Origin of the sequence: Streptomyces sp. NPDC056128, assembly GCF_042263835.1 — a bacterium.
Taxonomy (GTDB): domain Bacteria; phylum Actinomycetota; class Actinomycetes; order Streptomycetales; family Streptomycetaceae; genus Streptomyces.
On sequence record NZ_JBHJVQ010000024.1, the window covers coordinates 1 to 15,767 of the forward strand.

Annotated in this window: 14 protein-coding genes and 1 pseudogene; 8 read left to right on the forward strand and 7 right to left on the reverse strand. The window is 72.6% G+C overall.

Annotation, left to right across the window (positions count from 1 at the left end; translation table 11 throughout):
- From ACFC1X_RS30350 to ACFC1X_RS30365, 4 genes and pseudogenes are all read right to left on the reverse strand, one after another.
- Window positions 1-405, reverse strand: a pseudogene (locus ACFC1X_RS30350) (hypothetical protein); the annotation flags it as partial.
- A gap of 74 nt (window positions 406-479) precedes the next feature.
- Window positions 480-1,898: a hydrolase gene (locus tag ACFC1X_RS30355; RefSeq protein ID WP_376359567.1), complete on the reverse strand. Its 1,419-nt coding sequence runs from the start codon at window positions 1,896-1,898 to the stop codon at window positions 480-482.
- Window positions 1,899-1,988: 90 nt separating this feature from the next.
- On the reverse strand, window positions 1,989-2,720 hold the full coding sequence (locus tag ACFC1X_RS30360; protein ID WP_376359570.1) for a DUF4157 domain-containing protein: 732 nt from the start codon (window positions 2,718-2,720) through the stop codon (window positions 1,989-1,991).
- A gap of 127 nt (window positions 2,721-2,847) precedes the next feature.
- Window positions 2,848-5,637 (reverse strand): hypothetical protein, encoded by a 2,790-nt coding sequence (locus tag ACFC1X_RS30365; protein ID WP_376359573.1) that lies wholly within the window; start codon window positions 5,635-5,637, stop codon window positions 2,848-2,850.
- Window positions 5,638-6,094: 457 nt separating this feature from the next.
- On the opposite strand from ACFC1X_RS30365, the gene ACFC1X_RS30370 reads away from it, so the two are divergent.
- The 4 genes from ACFC1X_RS30370 to ACFC1X_RS30385 all read left to right on the forward strand — a co-directional run bounded on the left by ACFC1X_RS30370 (window position 6,095) and on the right by ACFC1X_RS30385 (window position 8,886).
- Window positions 6,095-7,699 (forward strand): phage tail sheath subtilisin-like domain-containing protein, encoded by a 1,605-nt coding sequence (locus tag ACFC1X_RS30370; protein WP_376359576.1) that lies wholly within the window; start codon window positions 6,095-6,097, stop codon window positions 7,697-7,699.
- Between the two features lie 73 nt (window positions 7,700-7,772).
- Complete coding sequence (locus ACFC1X_RS30375) at window positions 7,773-8,219, forward strand: phage tail protein (RefSeq protein WP_125495634.1); 447 nt, start codon at window positions 7,773-7,775, stop codon at window positions 8,217-8,219.
- Entirely contained in the window at window positions 8,219-8,731 is a 513-nt protein-coding gene (locus ACFC1X_RS30380) for a hypothetical protein (protein ID WP_125495633.1), read from the forward strand. The genes ACFC1X_RS30375 and ACFC1X_RS30380 overlap by 1 nt, the downstream gene beginning before the upstream one ends.
- Window positions 8,728-8,886 carry a DUF6760 family protein gene (locus ACFC1X_RS30385; protein WP_185832758.1) on the forward strand — a complete coding sequence of 53 codons (159 nt, stop codon included), beginning with the start codon at window positions 8,728-8,730 and terminating at the stop codon, window positions 8,884-8,886. The genes ACFC1X_RS30380 and ACFC1X_RS30385 overlap by 4 nt, the downstream gene beginning before the upstream one ends.
- A 493-nt stretch (window positions 8,887-9,379) precedes the next feature.
- On the opposite strand, the gene ACFC1X_RS30390 is transcribed toward ACFC1X_RS30385, so the two are convergent.
- The 3 genes from ACFC1X_RS30390 to ACFC1X_RS30400 all read right to left on the reverse strand — a co-directional run bounded on the left by ACFC1X_RS30390 (window position 9,380) and on the right by ACFC1X_RS30400 (window position 12,220).
- Window positions 9,380-10,240, reverse strand: a complete 861-nt coding sequence (locus tag ACFC1X_RS30390) for a hypothetical protein (protein WP_376359581.1) — start codon at window positions 10,238-10,240, stop codon at window positions 9,380-9,382.
- A gap of 69 nt (window positions 10,241-10,309) precedes the next feature.
- Entirely contained in the window at window positions 10,310-11,086 is a 777-nt protein-coding gene (locus tag ACFC1X_RS30395; protein ID WP_376359584.1) for a hypothetical protein, read from the reverse strand.
- A 48-nt stretch (window positions 11,087-11,134) separates the two neighbouring features.
- Window positions 11,135-12,220: a hypothetical protein gene (locus ACFC1X_RS30400; protein ID WP_376359587.1), complete on the reverse strand. Its 1,086-nt coding sequence runs from the start codon at window positions 12,218-12,220 to the stop codon at window positions 11,135-11,137.
- 22 nt (window positions 12,221-12,242) lie between these two features.
- Between ACFC1X_RS30400 and ACFC1X_RS30405 the strand changes: the two genes are divergently transcribed.
- From ACFC1X_RS30405 to ACFC1X_RS30420, 4 genes are read left to right on the forward strand one after another with little or no spacing between them, the layout of a single operon-like run.
- On the forward strand, window positions 12,243-12,626 hold the full coding sequence (locus ACFC1X_RS30405; RefSeq protein WP_376359590.1) for a hypothetical protein: 384 nt from the start codon (window positions 12,243-12,245) through the stop codon (window positions 12,624-12,626).
- Between the two features lie 43 nt (window positions 12,627-12,669).
- Window positions 12,670-13,092: a phage tail protein gene (locus ACFC1X_RS30410; RefSeq protein WP_376359593.1), complete on the forward strand. Its 423-nt coding sequence runs from the start codon at window positions 12,670-12,672 to the stop codon at window positions 13,090-13,092.
- Window positions 13,093-13,120: 28 nt separating this feature from the next.
- Window positions 13,121-13,843, forward strand: coding sequence for a LysM peptidoglycan-binding domain-containing protein (locus ACFC1X_RS30415; protein WP_376359596.1), 723 nt, complete (start codon window positions 13,121-13,123; stop codon window positions 13,841-13,843).
- Complete coding sequence (locus ACFC1X_RS30420; protein ID WP_376359599.1) at window positions 13,843-15,765, forward strand: VgrG-related protein; 1,923 nt, start codon at window positions 13,843-13,845, stop codon at window positions 15,763-15,765. Before ACFC1X_RS30415 ends, ACFC1X_RS30420 begins: the two co-directional genes overlap by 1 nt.
- The last annotated feature ends 2 nt before the right edge of the window (window positions 15,766-15,767 follow it).

Here is a 15,767-nt window from a genome sequence, read left to right on the forward strand (position 1 = left end):
GTTGTCCACCGCCAGCCGCGGACGCCCCCGGAACCGCCCCTTCACCGTCGGCGGCACCAACTCCGCACGCACCTCGGTGAACGCCGTGATCGTCAGATTCCCCTCGGGAACCGTCACCGCATCCGGATGCTCCGTCGGCGTAATCCGCACCGCATAAGGATTCGGCCCCGCCACCGCATCCGACGTCCGCGGCGGAGCGAACGTCAGCTCCACCGTCCCCGTCGTCCCCGGATACAAGCGCAGCGTCTGCGGCTCCACCGTCGTCCAGGGCGACACACCCCCGACCGGCTCGAACCGATACTCATCGACCACATCGCCGGTATTGCGAACCCGCAACCGCACACGCGTACTGCTGCCGGGATCGACGGTGGCGGAGGCGGGCTCGAGGGAAGTCCAAAGGCTCACGCCGCGACGCTAGTTCGGATCCGAAGTGACGTCAGGAGTCGCAAGGGCAAACTGGTTTGCCCTTGCCGACGACGTCATACGGTGATCCGGACCGCCTCCAGCTGGTGCCGCTGGTCCATCGGGCTGCCGAAGTAACGCCAGTTCCCGGCCTCGGTGCAGCCCTGCTTCTGCCAGCCCGTGTCCTTGACATGGGTGTTCGGGCAGACGATGCCTTCCGTCGTCTTGAGGGTGAACCCCTCGAGCGGGGAGACCGCCTCCTTGGAGCTGCCGAGGTACATGTCGACGCCGTCGCCGGCGCTCGCCCACTTGTCGCCGGTCAGCCAGCCCTCGACGACGTGGGCTCCGTTGCCGGTGACGCCCTTCGTGCCGGCCACGGCGATGTTGAGGACCTTGATCGGCAGGTTCTTGCCGACGGTGCCGGCCTCGGCGCCGTCGCACACCGGTTGCTGCCAGCCCTTGTCCGCCACGTAGGCGCGGTAGCAGATGTGCCGGCCATCGCTGCGCTCGGCCAGCTCCTTCACCGCCGTGGCGGCGGTACGCACCGGCGGCTTGGCCTTCTTCGTCGGCTTCTTGGACGGCTCGCCACCGCCCCCGCCGCCACCGCCGCCGTCCTTCGAGTCAGGCTGGGCGGACTGCGCCGCAGGCGACTCGGCGGGGGCTGAGGGCGCCGCGCTGGGCAGGGTTTCCGGGGACGCGCTGGGGCTGGGCGCGAGAGCGGCGCCGGCCTGCTCCGTCTGCTCGGTGGCACTCGTGCGGACCTGCGGCTTGTACGCGATCCAGATCATCACGAACGCGATCGCGATGGCCAGGAAGATGCCGAAGAAGGTCGCCAGCCAGCGCGGCAGGAACCCACGCTGCACGTACGTCCCCTCGACGTCCGTCGGATCCGTCCCGGAACGCTTGACGGACAGGGTGTACGGCCGCTCCTCCTTCGAGCCGCACCAGATGATCTCCCGCGGCTTCAGCGTCGTCTCCACGAACGCCGCACGCCCCGGCTCGATCTGCACATTGGCCGGACGGATCTCGTACGACAGATGATCCCCGTTGTCGCTGCCCGCGACCGACGCCGTCACCTTCGTATTGCCCAGGTTGTCCACCGCCAGCCGCGGACGCCCCCGGAACCGCCCCTTCACCGTCGGCGGCACCAACTCCGCACGCACCTCGGTGAACGCCGTGATCGTCAAGTTCCCCTCGGGAACCGTCACCGCATCCGGATGCTCCGTCGGCGTAATCCGCACCGCATAAGGATTCGGCCCCGCCACCGCATCCGACGTCCGCGGCGGAGCAAACGTCAGCTCCACCGTCCCCGTCGTCCCCGGATACAAGCGCAGCGTCTGCGGCTCCACCGTCGTCCAGGGCGACACACCCCCGACCGGCTCGAACCGATACTCATCGACCACGTCACCGGTATTACGCACCCTCAGGCGCACACGCGTACTGCTGCCGGGGTCCACAGTCGCGGACGCGGGCTCCAGCGAAGTCCACAGGCTCACACGCCGACGCTACGGCCGTCCCGCCGCGACGTCAGGAACTGGTGGGGCAGGAGGCGTTGCCCCAAAGGGCCGTTCGTGCGGCGCCCGGGACTAGTCCGCGTCCTCCACGTCGTCCGCGACCGCTCGCTGGGCGACGAGGGACGGGGCGGTGGTGTGCCCGGCCTTGAAGGCCGCTCCGTCGTTCACGGCCGCGACCTCGGAACTCTGGCCGGGGTCGGTGACGGCGGGGCTGCCGCCACTCCCGCTGCCCGTCTCCGTGATTCCCCGGCTGTTCTTGTCGAGGTGGCTGGCCTCGTGGGCGAGGATCTCCTCGTTGCCGACGGCGGACGGGCCGAGGAACACGTCCATCCCGATCGTCATGGCATCGGCCCCCATGGCCGCCGTCGCGCGCTGGGCGACCGGACCCGTGTACATGCGTGCGCCGGCGAGGTTCGGATTGTCGTAGAACGGCACCGCCCTGTCGAGGAAGGGCCCGGGGAGCGTCGAGCTGGGCTCCCCCTTGGCCTCCTTGATGAGCTGGTGCTGCCCCTCCGCGCTCCGGTCGTCGATCCCGTCGTGCCCGCAGCCCGCGCCGTGCTGGTGCGAGTCCGGGTCGATGCGGCGCTGCACGGGGTGCCCGCAGCCGGGGCCGTGCTGGTGCGAGTCCCGGGCGACGACGCGCTGGACGGCGGCGTTGCCGACGGCGCTCTGCAGCGCCAGGACCGTCGCCGGGGTCATCGGCGCTCCGCGCACCCCGGTGGTGGGCGCGGGCGTGGCCCGGTGCGGAGCGCGGCCGCCCCGGGCGGCCGGCTGGTCGGCGGCTTCCTCGTGCGCGCGCACCATGCGCTCCCTTCGACACCGGGCGTGTGACCCTCAGCCTTACCGGAGCTTTGCCGCGGCCGACAGGTCTACGCGGGCAACACCGGGGGCAACGGCCCCCGGAGTCGACTCGGGACGCGGCACACGGCGCTCAGAGCGAGCCGAGCTGCTTGGCGATCGCCTCTTCCCATTCCGCCTGCTTCTCGGGGTCGTTGAGCGACGCCAGCCACTCCTCTTCCTTCTGGTTGTGGTCATCCGGGCCACACTTGAGCTCCTTGAGGAACTCACGTGCCTCGTCCCGGATGTCATTGGGAACGTTCCTGCCCGCGGGAACGGCCGGTCCGGCTGCGACCGCGTAGATCTCCTGCGCTCTGAGCTGCCGCTTCCCCTGCTTGATGGAGTGCGTCACCGTGACCGCCTCCTTCAAGGCGTCACGCCTCCTGCCCCTCCTGCTCGTACCGTCCTTGGACATCCTCGGCGCCTCGGACGCCTCGGACATCTCGGGCTCCTTGGGCTCCTCGGTTCCCTCCTGGGCCGGCGTGGTGCGGGCGTACCGGTCCGGCTGCCGTACCGAGATGTAGCGCTTGTTGGCCTTCTTCACGGCCTTCTTGGCGGCAAGGCCGCCCAGGAACCCCGCCGTCAAACCACCTGCGACACCGGGAGCGATCCCGCCGGTCACCGCACCCGTAGCGGCGGCGATCGCCACGGCACCGGCTGCGATGCGCGCGACGTTGCCCGCCAGGTTGGTGAAGCGGTGCCCCAGTTTCCACTTCTTCTTGTGCACCACGTATTCCCGTGCGGCGGCCATGTGCTCCCGCACCTCTGTCCTGAGGTTCTCGATGCGGGCCTGCTGGTCCTCGACGGCCTTCAAGCCGTTCTCCGAGTCCCCAAGTCTGGACGCCTTCTCGGCCAGGCCGACGCCGGCCCTCCCCAGGTCGTCCAGTACGTCCTGGAGCTTTCGGTCGCGCTTCGCGGCCACGTCGCTGAAGTGGTCCTTCAGCTTCTTGCGCTGGGCGTGGGTGTTCTTGATGACCATGCTGTCGCGGCCCACGTGCACTGCCGAGAACGAGATGGTGAGGGCACCGCTGGCATCTGCGAGCGCGGCCGTCCCTGCCAGGTCTCCGGCGGTCTTCGTACCCGTGTTGGCGATCTTCAGGACGTCATTGGCGGCCATCTGGGAGCTGCTCGCCAGGCCGAGGGGCTTGCCCACGTAGTTCTTTCGGTGCGCGTGGGAAGCCGGGCCCGATTCATGGCGCTTGCCGGCCGCTTCCTTGATCGCCGCGATGTCGTTCACGGTCCCGGTCACGTCGCTGACGAGGTTGATCGGGTTCTCGACGTTCTGCTGGATCACAGTGTCGTGCGCCGTCCCGTGGTCCCCGTGCTTCATCGATGCCGACTGGACCGTCGCCCCGGGCGGCGCACTGCCGCGGAGCACCAGGGTGTCAGGGACGTCGGCCCACGGCTTGGCCTTGGCGGAGGCCTTCTTGACCGCCTGCCCGGTACCGTCGACCGCTCGCCCGACACCGCTGCGCGAGGCCCCATCCGTCGTCTCGGCGCCGGCCGGTCCCGACTGCTCCGCACCTTCCGTCGCGGTCTGGGCGGCCGGTTCCTTCCCCTTGGCCGCCTTGTCCTGCGCCGCCTTGTCCTCCGCCGCCTTCTTCTCCGCCGCCTTCTTCTCGGCCGCCTCCGCGGCCAGTGCCGCCCTCGCCTCGGTTTCGGCCGTCCCGTGACGCAGCTGTCCCTGCGCCGCGGCCGCCGCTTGCTGCCGGGTGGCGGCCGCCACCCGCCCAAGGCGTGTCACCTCGGTGAGGGCGGCTTCGTGCTCCGTCTGCTTCTCCCCCGCGGTCTTCGCGAACCCGGCCGCTTCGGCCCGGGCCTTCCTGGCGTTGCCCTGTGCGTCCTGCGCGGTCTTCTCGTGCCCGGCCGCCGCCCGCTCGGCGGTCTCGCGTGCCTCGGTCGCGGCCCTGGCCTTGCGGTCCAGCTTCGCTGCCAGGGTCGCGGCCTCCCTCGCGCTCTCGTTCGCCTCGTCCCGGAGCCGGGCGGCCTCCTCCTCGCCCTCGCCCGCCTCCTTCCTCGACGCACCGGCTCCCTCGGCCTCTTCGCTCCTCGCCTCCGCCTCTGCTCTGGCGGCCTTCGCCCCCTTCAGGGCCTCGGCCAGTTCGACGGTCCGCTTCCTCATGGTCGCCGCGAACTGCACCTCGGACTCCGCCTCGGCCTCGGCCTCGGCCGCCTGCTCCTGCGCCTTGCCCTCGGCTTCCCCCGCCCGGCGCGCCGTTTCGTCGGCGTCCTTCAACTGCGCCGCGGCCAGCTCCGCCTGCTGCGAGAACAGACGCACCTTTTGCTCGGCTTCCGCCTGACGCTGCCGGGCGTCCGCGATCGTCGCCGAAAGTGCCTCCACCAAGTCCTCGGCGGTCTTCCGCTTCCGCTCGGCGTCCTCGGCCTCCTTCGCGAATTCATCCGCCTGCTCGCGAACTTCCTTGGCCGCCGCGCCCTTCCTCTCCTCGGTCGCGCCGTGCCTCCCGGCCGCCTCGGCGGATCTCCGCTGCCTCTTCGCCGCCGTCTTCGCCTCGCCCGTGAAGTCTCGTGCCGCTCCGAGCGAAGCCTGCTCTCCCCGCTTCGCGGTCTCGACTTCTCCCTCGAGCGCGTCCGCCCTGCCCCGGGCGGCCGTCTCCTTCTTGCGTGCCTCGATCGCCGTCCCGGACAGGTTCCGCACCTCGGCCACGGCGTCGGCCCGGGCCCGCGAGGCGTCCGCGACCTTCGCCTTCTGGTCCGTCACCTCCTCCACGGCCGCCTGCCGCTCGGGCTCCGTCACCGGTGTGATCTGCAGGTCGTCCGGCGTCGACGAGGTCGCCCGTTCCGGTGCCGGGGCCTTGGGGAGCTGTGCCGTACCGGCCGAGCGCTGGATCGCCGTACCGGACCCGCGCTGGATCGCCGAGGCCACGGCCCGGTTCCCCGCCGCGGCCTGCAGCGAGGCCAGGGGCGGTGACTGACGCGCCTGCGGGCGGGACCGCGCCGGAGCGACCTCGGCCGGGCGGTGTCTGTGCGTATGGTTCAAGCGGTCCGACACGGACGATCCCCTCCTGACACCCCGTCACCGTCCCCGCTTCACACGGGGCAGCGCCCCGGTGCGGCGGGACGGCGCGCCCCGGAACGGGGCTTGATCGCAAGATGACATCCTGGCGAACTGACAGTCGACACAAGATGTTGAATCAGAAACGCCAGGCGTCCGCCAGGGGTCTTCGGGGGGAAGTGCCGGGAAGCGGCGGGAGTCTGCCCCAACGGGCACGACCAGGGGCAAGGAACATGCCCCCGCTCCGGCACCCGGGGACGTTTCGACGGCGGCAACGCGCGCGTGAAGCTGGGGGGCGTCCTGTCTCGTACCCCGAGGAGAGCAGAGCATGCCGTCCTACCTGTCGCCCGGCGTCTACGTCGAGGAGGTGGCCAGCGGCTCGCGCCCGATCGAGGGGGTGGGCACCTCGGTGGCGGCCTTCGTCGGTCTCGCCCCGACCGGCCCGCTGAACGAGCCCACGCTGGTGACCAACTGGACGCAGTACGTCGCGGCGTTCGGTGACTTCACCGGCGGGTACTACCTCGCGCACTCCGTCTACGGGTTCTTCAACAACGGCGGTTCCGCCGCCTACGTCGTCCGCGTCGGCGGTTCGGCCGAGGAAGCGGCCCGCGACGTCACGGACGGTTCCGCCGCGCCCGCCGCCGTCACCGGCAGCGCCTGCAAGGCCGCGCTGCCCGCCGCCGAGCCCAAGCAGCTCGGCACGTTCGCCGTGACGGCCACCGGTGAAGGCCAGACCGGCCCGCTGACCGTCGAGGTCGCCGACCCCGAGGGCGAGGGCCCCGCCGAGCGCTTCAAGCTGATCGTCAAGGACGGCGAGAAGCCGGTCGAGACCTTCGACGTGAGCGCCAAGAAGGGCAACCGCTCCTACGTCGTCACCCAGGTCAAGGAGCGCTCCAAGCTCATCACCGTGACCGAGGCCGCGCCGTCCGCGCAGCTGGCCCGTCCGGAGAACCAGACCCTGACGCTGCCCGCGCCGCCGTCCGCCGCCCCCGCCGTCCCGGTCGAGCAGGCCGAGAGCGCGCACCCGGGCCCGGCCCAGTACCTCGGCGACTCCTCGGACCGCACCGGCTTCGGTGGTCTGGAGGCGATCGACGAGATCTCCATGGTCGCGGTGCCCGACCTGATGGCCGCCTACCAGCGGGGCGCGATCGACCTGGAGTCCGTCAAGGCCGTCCAGCTCGGTCTCATAGCCCACTGCGAGCTGATGGGCGACCGCGTCGCCATCATCGACCCGCCGCCCAGCCAGAACGCCCGTCAGATCCGCGTCTGGCGCCAGGAGACGGCCGGCTACGACTCCAAGTACGCCGCCCTGTACTACCCCTGGATCAAGTCCTTCGACCCGGCGACCGGCCAGTCCCGCCTGGTCCCGCCGAGCGGCCACGTCGCCGGCATCTGGGCCCGCAACGACTCCGAGCGCGGCGTGCACAAGGCGCCCGCCAACGAGGTCGTGCGCGGCGCCGTCGACCTGGAGCTGCAGATCACCCGCGGCGAGCAGGACCTGCTCAACCCGATCGGCGTCAACTGCATCCGCTCCTTCCCCGGCCGCGGCATCCGCGTCTGGGGTGCGCGCACCCTCTCCTCCGACCCGGCGTGGCGCTACCTGAACATCCGCCGGTACTTCAACTACCTGGAGGAGTCGATCCTGATCGGCACCCAGTGGGTGGTGTTCGAGCCGAACGACCACAACCTCTGGGCCCGCATCCGCCGCAACGTGTCCGCGTTCCTGGTCAACGAGTGGCGCAGCGGCGCCCTCTTCGGCCAGAGCCCGGCAGAGGCCTACTACGTCAAGTGCGACGAGGAGACCAACCCGCCGGAGTCGGTCGACCTCGGCCGGGTCATCTGCGAGATCGGCATCGCGCCGGTCAAGCCCGCCGAGTTCGTGATCTTCCGGCTGGCCCAGTTCTCCAGCGGCAGCGGTGAGCTGGAGGAGTAGGACCCGCGTCCTGCGCCCCTCCGCACCGACCGCCTCTTCCTTTCACTCAGACACCTAGAAGGACAGCGAACCAATGGCACTCATGCCGGGTGACTCCCTCACAGCGAATAACTTCGGCCTCCAGATCGACGGAGTGATGGTCGAGTACCTCGCCGAGGTCAGCGGCCTCTCGCAGGAACAGGACGTCATCAAGTACCCGCAGAACAACAGCGCCACCGGCAAGGCGGAGACGGCCGTTCTGCCGGGCAACAAGAAGGACGGGCAGTGCACCGTCGTGCGCGGTATGACCCAGTCCTCGTCGTTCAACCAGTGGATCAACGACTCCATGAACGGCCGGATGAGCACGGCGCGCAAGAACGCCTCCATCATCCTCATGGACTACGAGGACAACCCGGTGAAGCGCTACAACCTGCGCAACGCCTGGTGCAGCAAGATCGACGCGAGCACGGTGAAGGCGGGCGACACCTCCGCGCTGACCGAGACGGTCACCATCGTGTTCGAAGAACTGGTCGTCGAATAATGCGGCGTGCGGCCGGCGGGGCGCCTGCGGCCCCCGCGGCCCCCGAGGCCCCTCAGACCGCGGCGGTGGGAGCGGACTTCCCCCGTTCGGCTCCCGCCGCCGCACCCGCGGAGACACCGGCCGCGACGGCGCCTCGGCAGCAGTTGCGCACCGAGTTCCCCTTCGAGCTGCCGCGCGGGTACGTCGACGAGTCGGGCACGGTCCACCGGGACGGTGTGATGCGCCTGTCGACGGCCCGGGACGAGCTGATCCCGCTGCGCGACGTGCGGGTGCAGGAGAACCCGGCGTACCTGTCGGTGGTGCTGCTCGGCCGGGTCATCACCCGGCTGGGCACGCTGTCGATGGTGCACGACGGGATCGTGGAGAACATGTTCGCCTCCGATCTGGCGTTCCTCCAGGACTTCTACCGCCAGATCAACGCGGAGGGGCACACCCGCGCGGCCGTCGAGTGCCCGCACTGCTCGGAGCCCTTCGAGGTGGAACTCGGCGGGAGCCGCCTGGGGGAATCGTGACGTACGCGACCGACCGGCTGCATGAGGAGATCGCGTACGTCGCCTACCACTTCCACTGGGGCCTGGAGGCGATCCTGGACCTGGAGCACCAGGACCGCCGCCGGTACACGGACCAGATCGCGTCCCTCGTGACGCGTGGCATGGCGGAGGGCTGATCGTGGGATTCCTGGACCGGCTGCGGGCCCGTCGGGACGGCGTCGGCGGGGGCGGGACCACGCCCCCGCCCGAGCCCTCGGGTACCGACCCGGGTGCGGACACGAGCGGGAGCAGCACGGGCGGGAGTGTCACGCCCGCGCCCGTGGCCGCGCCCGTGGCCGTCGCCGCCTGGACGGGCCTGCCGCCGATCCAGCGGGCGACGGGTACGGCACGTACGGGAGTGGCGGACGCCGGGTTCGGCGGCCGCCTTCCGACGTGGCAGAACCCGTCGTTCACGGGGGCGCCGTCCCCCGCGGTCCTCGACCCCGCGTCGGGCGACGGCATGCTGTCCGGCGCGGTCGGCACGCCGTCCCGCCCGGCGGCCGGTCTCGAACACCCCGCGCAGCCCCTGCCGTTGGCCTCACCGTCCGCCGCACCGCCGGTGCAGCGGATGCCGGTCGCCCCGCTGCGGGCGATACCGGCGGACACCCCGACGCCGACGGCTTCCACGGCTCAGGCGCCGGGGACGCGGTCCGTCGGTCCCGCCGTGCCGGGTGCGCGCGCGGGGGCGTCCGGCGGTCCGTCGGCCCCGCCGGGTGCGAGGGGCGGGGCTCCGACCGCGCCGAGTGCGCGCGGCGGTGGGCGCCCGTCGTCGCCCGCGCCCGCGTCCGCCGCCCCGGCCACGCCGGTCCAGCGGTCGCGCTCCACCGCGTCCGCGTCGTCAGCGTCGTCCGCGGCACCCGTGAACCCCTCGCCGCAGGCGGCCCGTGGTGTCCGCGTGACACCGGTGCCGCCCGCGCCGCCCCGCCCTCGGCAGCCGCTGACCAAGGCCCCGTCCGGGTCGCCGCCCGTGCAGCGCCGCGCCCTGCCCTCGACCCGCCGGACCGCCGACGCCCCGCCGAAGTCCTCCGGAACGGCGCCGTCGTCGGGTACCGGCGACCGAGCGGAGCCCGGCTCGGCACCGGCTGGGCCCGCCGTCCCGGCCCCCGATTCCGGCGGTGACACTCCGGCCACGATGCCTGCGGCGTCCCCGGCATCCCCGGAAGCCCCGGTGCAACGCGCCGTGCGCCCGCAGCAGCAGGGCCCGGCCGCCACCGACGCCCCGGCCGTCCAGCGGTCGGTTCCCCGTCCGCCTGCCTCTTCCGGCGACGCCGCAGCTTCCAACGCGTCGGTGCGCAGGGCGCCTTCGCCGTCCGGCGACAGCGCGGCCTCCGGTACGCCGAGCCCGCCCGCCCCTCCGGTACAGCGTGCGACGCGGCCCTCGGGTAGTCCGGCCTCCCCCGCCCCGACCGGCGGTGCCTCCTCCGGTACGCCGGTCCAGCGGGCGGCGTCACCTCGGCCGAACCGGGCGGCCCCGGCGCCGGGCAAGGGCACGCCGACCGGTACTCCGACCGCACCGGCCGCTACCCCGCCGACTCCTCCGGCCCCTCCGGCCCCTCCAGCTCAGGGCGCCTCCTCGCCCTCCGGCGGCGGCACGGCGTCCGGTACGCCGGTCCAGCGGGCCGTGCCGCGATCCGGCCCGGCACCGGCCACCCGTCCCGACCCCGCCCGTGGGGCCGCCGACACCGGTGAGCGCCGGTCCGCCGCCGCACCGGAGCCCACGACGACCAGTTCCCCCGTGCAGCGGGCGGTGCCGGAGCAGCACCCCCGCACCGAGGCACCCTCCCGCGCCAACTCCGGGCCCAGCGCTTCCCGTCCGGGCCGGGACGCCCCGTCCGCCCCCGGCACCGACGTGGCGCCGCACACGCCGGTGCAGCGGGCCGTACCCCGGTCCGGCAACGCACCGAGCGGCACGGGCGACCTCCCGGTGCAGCGAGCCGTGCCCCCGACCACCTCCGCCAATTCCCGCACCGCCCCCGCGCCCCGGACCGACCGCAGCGCGACCGGCGGCTCCGAGCAGCGGGCCTCCTCCGCTCCGGCCAACCCCGCGCCCCGGACCGGCGGCACGACGGCACCAGCACCGGCACCTACGCCCGCCCCCTCAGCGTCCCCCTCGCCCGCACCCACCCCGACGAGCGGCGGCACGGCGCCCGGAACCCCGGCCCAGCGGAGCACCGCCCCGCAGGACCGCCCCTCCAGCGCCACCGACCGCACCACGCCGAGCGGCACCCCGGTCCAGCGAGCCGTCACCCGGCCCACCACCCCCGCGACCCCGGCCCCGCCAGCCCAGCGTGCCGTGGCCCCCGTCAACCCCGCGCCCAGCAGCGGCAGTACGGGCACACCCACCCCCGTACGACCGGCAGGCAACGGCGACGGACCCACCGCTGCTCAGCGGCCGTCCCCGACGCCCCCGCCCGCGAACCGGCAGCCCGAGCCCCTCGCCCGCCCCAACACCCCGACGGGCGCCCAGCAGCCCCCCGTCCAGCGGAGCGCGACGACTCCCGGCAGCCCCACGGCGCACCAAACCGCACAGCCTTCCCACGCCGTCCCCCCGGTCCAACGCGCCACGAACACATCGATACCGTCCGGCACCACGCGACCCCCGGTGCAGCGCACCGCCGGGACACCGCAGCCGCCGCCACCCGCCGGTGACCCGGCGCCCGCGTCGCCCCCGGTCCAGCGCTCCGCGACGAGTTCCACCAGCCCGTCCGCCACGGCCGCGTCGCCCGGCCCGTCATCCCCCGTACCCCCGACCCAGCCGCCCGGGACGACCCCGCCGCTGGCCACCACCCGCCCGGTGCAGCGCAGCGCCACGCGCCGTCCGGGTCTCGGTGCCCCCACCACGGCCAAGCCGGCCGACGCCGTACGCCCGACCGCGCTCCCCTCCACCACGCCGCAGGCGCCCGTGCCCCCCGCGGCCCAGGGCCCGTCGGCCCCGTCTCCGTCGGCACCCGTCTCGCGCCGCTCCCCCCTCGGCGCGCCCCTCTCCACGCCGCCCTCGGACACCATGCCGATCACCCCGGCCTCGGCACCGGCCGCGAACTCCCCGCTCACCGGCGGCCGTACGGACCCGCCGGTCCAGCGAGCCGTCGCCCCAGTCGCGGCGCCGATCGTCACGACGCCCGCGCCGACGGTCACCGCGCCCCCTCCGGCCGTGACCGGGACCGCGCCGACCGTCGCGGCGCCGACGCCGACGCCCTTCCCGACCACGGCCTCTCCGCTCCCCTCCCCGGGCTCACCGGCCCCGGTCTCCCCCGCCCCGTCGTCGTCGCCGCTGCCCGTCGCCGGTGGTCCGACCGTCCAGCGCGCCGCGGCCGGCCGCCCGGCGCCCGCCAAGGCGGTCCCGCTGCGCCGACCCACGGCGTCCGCGACCACCGCCGCCGCCACGCCGCTCCCCGTGGCGCCCCTGACTCCTCCCCCGCCGGCCCCGTCCACCCCGCTGCAGCCGCCCGCCCCGCAGCCGGCACCGGCCACGGACACCACCTCCGCTCCCCCGGTGCAGCGCCTGTTCGGCCTCAGCCGCGGCCGCACCACCCGCACCCTCGCCGCCGCGGCCGCGCACGCCGCGCTCCTCCCGCTCCACCGGGCCCAGGAATCGTCACAGCAGGCCCCGCCGGACGACCCGCCCCCGGCCTACAGCCCGGCGGCCCCGCCGAACGATCCGCCCGCCCAGTCGGCCGGGTCCGCCCGGCGTCCGGAGGCGTCGGAGCCGCCGCCCGGATACACGAGCGTCCCGGAGGGCGGGCTCGACCCGAATCAGCTCACCGAGTTCCAGCTCGACGCGCTGGTGAACCGGATCATCGGCCGCGTCACCCGGCTCGTGCGCACGGAACTGCGCATGGACCGTGAACGGATCGGCAGACTGCGCGACCCCCGCTGACCGGCGACCTCCCCAGCACACCCGACAGAAAGGCCCACTCGCGATGTCCCGCAAGGATCCGGGCTCCACGGTTTTCTTCAGCCTCGCCATCGACGGCGAGAGCCTCGGTTACTTCAACGGGTGCGAGGGCCTGTCGTCCCAGGTGGAGATCGAGCAGCGGCAGGAGGGCGGCAACAACGGCTTCGTGTGGCAGCTGCCCACCCGCGTGTCCTTCTCCAACATCCGGCTGACCCGGCCCATCACGCCGGACACCGCCAAGGTCGCCAAGTGGATCTCCTCCGTGCAGACCGGCATCAAGCGGCCCACCGCGCAGATCTCGGCGCTGCGCGCGGACGGGTCGCTGGTCGCCCGGTGGGGGCTGATCGACGTACTGCCCGTCAGCTGGCAGGGCCCCAGTCTCGACCCCAACAACCCGGCCGTGGCCAACGAGGTCCTTGAGATAGCCCACCACGGCTTCACCGACTGACGGCGCCGAGGGACTGAGAGGAAGACCCATGGCAAAAGGCAGCAAGGGCGCCGGCAAGAGCCTCGTACGCGCCAACCTCGCCATCCACGAGCCCCCCACCGGCACGAGCACCACGCCCGGTGCGCTGATGCGGACGTTCGGCTTCGAGTTCAACCCGGCCCAGCTCTCGCTCACCCAGCGGACCCAGTGGCAGGCGACCCCGACGGCGGCGGTGCGCAAGGCCGCGAAGCCGCAGTTCATGGGCGCCGAGCCGCGGGAGATGACGCTGGAGATCTTCCTGGACTCCTCCACCAAGCCCAACGGCAACACGGTGCTGAAGAAGGTCGAGTCGCTGCTCAAGTGCTGCGAGGTGACCGCCAAGAGCCTCGCCGCCAAACAGCCGTCGCCGCCCTGGGTGGTCTTCGAGTGGGGGTCGTTCTCCACGGCCCGGTTCACCGCGTACGTCGCCTCCATCGAGGCGTCGTACACCCTCTTCGGCACCTCCGGCATCCCCATCCGCGCCACCTGCCAGGTGCACCTGGTCGAGATCCCCGGCCCGACCAAGGGGCAGAACCCGACCTCGGGCGCGCTCACCGCCCAGCGCGTGCACCGGGTCGTCGCGGGAGACTCCCTGGAGTCGCTGGCCTGGCGCGAGTACGGCAGTGCCAACGCGTGGCGGGCGATCGCCGAGGCCAACGGCATCGACAACCCGTCCCGCCTGCCGACGGGCACCGAACTCATGCTGCCCGCCTCCGAGGAGGTGCCTCACTGATGGTGCGTCCCGCGTTCTCCAGCATCGTCCAGGTGCGTGTCGGCGCCGCGAAACTGCCCGACGACATCGCCCTGATGCTCGTCGACGGCTGGGTCGACCAGGGCATGAACGTGCCCGCCGCCTTCCGCCTCACCTTCCGCGACCCCGACCACCTGGTCCTCGGCAAGCTGGGCGTCAAGTTCGGCACCAGGGTGGTCATCACCCCGGTGGCCGACGGCCAGGGCGTCGGCAAGCCCCTGCTGACCGGCGAGGTCACCGCCATGGAGGCCGACTACGACGGCACCGGCAGCTACACCGTGATCCGCGGCTACGACTTCGGGCACCGCATGGTGCGCCAGCGCCGCGTGGCCGCGTACCGCAATCAGAAGGCCTCCGACATCGCCCGTAAACTCGCCGCCATGGACGGCGTCTCCATCGGCCGGATCCAGCCGACGAAGGGCACCTACGGGTTCATCAGCCAGTCCAACGTCACCGACTGGGACTTCCTGGCCCGGCTCGCGGACGAGAACAACATGGTGATGTCCGTGGACCCCAAGGGGAAGTTCCGGTTCGTCAAGCCGAACCCGTCGGCCGGTGCGCCCTCCCCGAAGACGGACGGCGACAAGAGCGCCTTCGTCCTCCAGGCCCGCCACGACATCATGCGGCTGCGGGCCGCGGTGACCGCCGCCGACCAGGTCGGCAAGGTGGAGTCGCGGGGCTGGAACGTCACCACCAAGAAGAAGATCACCGAGGTCGCGCCCGCCAAGACCGACCCGGGCATCACCATCGGCTCCACACCGGGCGAGGCGGCCGGCAAGTTCAAGGCCGCCAAACTCGTCGAGACCGCCAACCCCTACGACAAGCAGGACGAGGTCCGGCACGCGGCGAAGGCGCTCGCCGCCGACGTCACGTCCTCCTTCGCCGAGCTGGAGATCGCGGTGAAGGGCAGCCCCGACCTGCGGCCCGGCGTGCCCGTGGCGCTCAGCGACGTCGGCAAGCCCTTCGAGGGCAAGTACACCGTCACCTCGGTGCGCCACCACTTCGGCGACAGCGAGCCCTACCAGTCCTGGGTCACGGTCAGCGGACGCCAGTGGCGTTCCCTGTACGGGCTGGCCTCGGGCGGCGGCGGTGCCGCGGACCCCGCGAGCGCCCTCCGGCTGCCCAGCGTCGCCAACGCCCTCGTCACCGACGTACAGGACCCCCTCAAGCAGGGCAGGGTCAAGCTCCAGTTCCCGTGGCTGGACGACACCTACGTCAGCGACTGGGCGCGCAGCGTGCAGCTGGGCGGCAAGGGCGGCGGCGGTGTCTTCCCGATGGACGTCGGCGACGAGGTGCTGGTCGCCTTCGACCGGGGGGCGCTGGACCACCCCTTCGTGATCGGCGGGCTCTACAACGGCCGCGACCTGCCGACCAAGGTCAACGACGTACCGCTGCACGACGGTCTGAAGAAGCAGGCCACCCGGCACACCCTGTCCGACCGCCAGGGCAACCGCGTCGACCTGCTCAGCCAGCGGACCGGCATGCGCAAACAGGGCGTCCGGATCGCCAGCGGCAACGACAAGCTGACCATCAACCTGGACCGCACCAAGACCGAGATCACCGTCGACAGCAAGGGCTCGGTCAGCATCACCGGCACCCGCTCGGTGTCGGTGGAGGCGGGCACCAGCCTCACGCTGCGCGGACGCAGGTCGGTGATGATCGACAGCGGTGGCTCGCTCGTCCTCAAGGGCAAGGCCATGGTCAGCCTCACCTCGCTGGGCGGCGTGGTCAACGTCAGCGCCATGGGCGGGGCCATGAACCTGTCGTCGAGCGGCATGACAACGATCCAGGCCACGGGCATGGTGTCGGTCACCTCCGTGGCCAACGTGAACATCAAGGCCGTGAAGCTCGACCTGTTCGGAGCCGTCTTCGTCAACACCATCAAGTACCCGCTCCCGGCATGACC

What these genes read in the sequence shown, in the direction of transcription:
- ACFC1X_RS30360 (WP_376359570.1), bottom strand. Translation starts at nt 2,720, where the DNA reads ATGGTGCGCGCGCACGAGGAAGCCGCCGACCAGCCGGCCGCCCGGGGC.
- ACFC1X_RS30370 (WP_376359576.1), top strand. Translation starts at nt 6,095, where the DNA reads ATGCCGTCCTACCTGTCGCCCGGCGTCTACGTCGAGGAGGTGGCCAGC.
- ACFC1X_RS30375 (WP_125495634.1), top strand. Translation starts at nt 7,773, where the DNA reads ATGGCACTCATGCCGGGTGACTCCCTCACAGCGAATAACTTCGGCCTC.
- ACFC1X_RS30380 (WP_125495633.1), top strand. Translation starts at nt 8,219, where the DNA reads ATGCGGCGTGCGGCCGGCGGGGCGCCTGCGGCCCCCGCGGCCCCCGAG.
- ACFC1X_RS30410 (WP_376359593.1), top strand. Translation starts at nt 12,670, where the DNA reads ATGTCCCGCAAGGATCCGGGCTCCACGGTTTTCTTCAGCCTCGCCATC.
- ACFC1X_RS30415 (WP_376359596.1), top strand. Translation starts at nt 13,121, where the DNA reads ATGGCAAAAGGCAGCAAGGGCGCCGGCAAGAGCCTCGTACGCGCCAAC.
- ACFC1X_RS30420 (WP_376359599.1), top strand. Translation starts at nt 13,843, where the DNA reads ATGGTGCGTCCCGCGTTCTCCAGCATCGTCCAGGTGCGTGTCGGCGCC.